4 protein-coding genes are annotated in these 2,620 nt (G+C 66.0%); 3 read left to right on the plus strand and 1 reads right to left on the minus strand.

Translation table 11 applies throughout. The annotated features are described in order from the left end of the window. Nucleotides 1-136 precede the first annotated feature (136 nt). From VH326_RS10725 to VH326_RS10735, 3 genes are all read left to right on the plus strand, one after another. Nucleotides 137-325: a hypothetical protein gene (locus VH326_RS10725; RefSeq protein ID WP_329631818.1), complete on the plus strand. Its 189-nt coding sequence runs from the start codon at nucleotides 137-139 to the stop codon at nucleotides 323-325. A gap of 6 nt (nucleotides 326-331) precedes the next feature. After that, on the plus strand, nucleotides 332-1,639 hold the full coding sequence (locus VH326_RS10730; protein ID WP_329631819.1) for a DNA-packaging protein: 1,308 nt from the start codon (nucleotides 332-334) through the stop codon (nucleotides 1,637-1,639). Between the two features lie 220 nt (nucleotides 1,640-1,859). Further along, the gene (locus VH326_RS10735) at nucleotides 1,860-2,141 is read left to right on the plus strand and encodes a hypothetical protein (protein WP_329631820.1); all 282 of its coding nucleotides are present in this window, start codon (nucleotides 1,860-1,862) and stop codon (nucleotides 2,139-2,141) included. A 6-nt stretch (nucleotides 2,142-2,147) separates the two neighbouring features. Here VH326_RS10735 and VH326_RS10740 read toward each other — a convergent pair whose 3' ends face one another. Then, nucleotides 2,148-2,576 carry a type II toxin-antitoxin system HicB family antitoxin gene (locus VH326_RS10740; protein WP_329631821.1) on the minus strand — a complete coding sequence of 143 codons (429 nt, stop codon included), beginning with the start codon at nucleotides 2,574-2,576 and terminating at the stop codon, nucleotides 2,148-2,150. Nucleotides 2,577-2,620 lie beyond the last annotated feature (44 nt).

Genomic DNA, 2,620 nt, shown 5'->3' on the forward strand with positions numbered 1-2,620 from the left:
GCGGCGGCTTGCTCGGCGCGATCGGCCGCAGCCAGCAGTACACGGTGGCGCGGCGCGGCGTCGTCGTCGGCTTCAAGCGCATCTTCCCCGAGGATCGCGCGATCTTCCATCTGGCGACGATCGAGGCCATGAAGGCGTGACGATCGGCGAACTCAAACGCGCGATCGCCGATCTCGACGACGGGCTTGATATCGTTCTCGCCGTGCCGCTCGAAGATCCCGACGGCGACGACGTCGAGCGGGTGTTCGCCCTCGTCTCGGTCGAGACGCGCGTCGATCCTGATACCGCCGAGAGCTACGCGCACTTCGCCGGGGGCGACTGGTAAGCGATCATGGGCGAAGTGCTCAACTTCAACCGCCTGCCTTCGGACGTGACGGCCGAACACGTCGCGGCGACGACGGCGGGCTTGACCGACGGCCAGGTGCAGGAGTTGCTGTACTCGTGGGATCTGTGGGCGCGGCCGAGCCAGGAATGGCCGGATGGCCGGTGGTCCACGTGGCTGATCCTCGCCGGCCGCGGCTTCGGTAAGACGCGCACGGGCGCGGAAGCCGTGCGGCGGCATGCCGAAGCCAACCCGAGCGCGCGGATCGCGCTGGTGGGGCCGACCGCGGCCGACTGCCGTGAGGTTATGGTGGAGGGCGAAAGCGGCCTCTTGAGCGTGTATCCTCCGCAGCAGCGGCCGTTCTATCAGCCGTCCAAGCGGCGCGTGACGTTTCGGAACGGCGCGCTCGCGGCGCTGTACTCGGCCGAGGAGCCCGAGCGTCTCAGGGGCCCGCAGCATTCGATGGCCTGGTGCGACGAAATCGCCGTGTACCCCAAGTTCCGCGACCTGTGGAGCAACCTGAAATTCGGGCTGCGTCTCGGCCGCGATCCGCGCGTGATCGCGACCACCACGCCGAAGCCGCGGAAGGAACTGCGCGACCTGATTGCCGATGCCGGCACAATCGTGACGCGCGGCTCGACGTACGACAACGCGGCGAACCTGCCGGCGACGGTGCTTGCGGATTTCGAGCGCGTGTACGGCGGAACGACGGTCGGGCGCCAGGAGCTGATGGGCGAGATCCTCTCGGAAGCGCAAGGGGCGCTCTGGACGCGGGCGACGATCGAGGCGGCGCGCATCAAACCTGCCGACGTGCCCGAGCTGGTCCGCGTGGTGATCGCGATCGATCCGGCGACCACGGCGGGCGAAGGCAGCGACGATACGGGCATCAGCGGGTTCGGGATCGACGCTGCGGGTAACGGCTACGTGCAGGCCGACGATACGTGCCATTTGCCGCCCGCGCAATGGGCGGCGCGGAGCGTGATGCTGTTCGACCGGCTGGGCGGCGATCGCATCATCGGCGAGGTGAACAACGGCGGCGACCTGGTCGAGCTGACGATCCGCACGGAGCGGCGCAACGTGCCGTACGAGAAGGTGCACGCCAGTCGCGGGAAGGTCGCGCGGGCTGAGCCGGTGGCGGCGCTGTACGAGCAGGGCAAGATTCATCACGTGGGCGCCTTCCCTGCCCTCGAAGACGAGATGGTGAACTTCGTCCCGGGCGAGATGAAGCGGTCGCCGAATCGCGTCGATGCGCTCGTGTGGGCGGCGAGCTATCTGATGCTGAAGCCGCAGCGGCAAGGGCGGGCGTTGGCGATATGAGCTGGGAACGAGACGAGCAGCTCGGGCAACTAGTTCGCGAGCGCGATGCCGCTCAGGCCGAAGCTGCGCGATTGCGGGCCATTATCGAGCGTGCTGTTGACTGGTGGTTGCGCCAGGGGCGCGGCGCGTTCTCTGGCGCGCCTGAGTGGGTCTTCGCCGCCCGCGATGTCCTGGGCTCAGGAGACGGTAAGGGCGGGTCGTTGAGCATATGATGTGTGCTATGAGCGATCAGGATTGCTTGGTATGCCAACTGGCCGATGCGCCGTTGACGGTGGCGCGTTCGTCGTTTGACCGTTGCTGCGCGGATTGCGGGCGGCGGGTGATGATCGCCCCTTCCGGTGTGGATCTGTTGAGGCGCAGGCCGGAAGTGCGGGTGATCTGCGTTCACTGCATGGTCATGATGGCAGAGCCGGGAATGCAGGTCGGCTTGCCGGGGGATGGTGACCAGATCATTGGCGAGTTGCGAACGGTGCGTCCGAACGAATGGCGTCACCGGCACTAGCGGTCGCTACGCAGCGTCCTTGACTGTGAACACGAGTTCTTTGCCGAGCATTTGGAAGGCGGCTTCGATCTGATCGAGCCGCGACTGATGTTTCAGGTCGAAGAGCCGATCGACGTTGGTTTTCGGAATGTTGAGCCGTCGCGCCAGTTCGGATTTACGGATGTTCGCCGCTAGAAACGCGCGGTACAGCTCGGCCTTTGCCGCGTGCAGCGCGGGCAGTCGGATCGCCCGGTACTTTGCGCCGCGGCGGGTGCGCGGAGCCGGAAGCGGTTCGCCCTTCCGGATGTGCTCGCCGATCATCATGCCGAGCGCGTCAGCGGCCATGTCGAGCGCTTCCCCTTCGGTGTCGCCTTGTGTTACGCCCCAATCGAAGTCGGGGAAGGTAACGACAAATCCGCCATCTTCGGATGGCGTGAACAGAGCGGTGTATTCCATAGCTTTATTTCTCTTTCAGTCCGAGCTGCTTCAAGATCGCCTTG

It is taken from the genome of Sphingomonas sp. (genome assembly GCF_036269755.1).
In the GTDB taxonomy this organism is placed as follows: domain Bacteria; phylum Pseudomonadota; class Alphaproteobacteria; order Sphingomonadales; family Sphingomonadaceae; genus Sphingomonas.

Bases quoted from the DNA above. Each gene is read 5' to 3' on its own strand.
- VH326_RS10730 (WP_329631819.1), top strand. From the start codon at position 332: ATGGGCGAAGTGCTCAACTTCAACCGCCTGCCTTCGGACGTGACGGCC.
- VH326_RS10735 (WP_329631820.1), top strand. From the start codon at position 1,860: ATGAGCGATCAGGATTGCTTGGTATGCCAACTGGCCGATGCGCCGTTG.
- VH326_RS10740 (WP_329631821.1), bottom strand. From the start codon at position 2,576: ATGGAATACACCGCTCTGTTCACGCCATCCGAAGATGGCGGATTTGTC.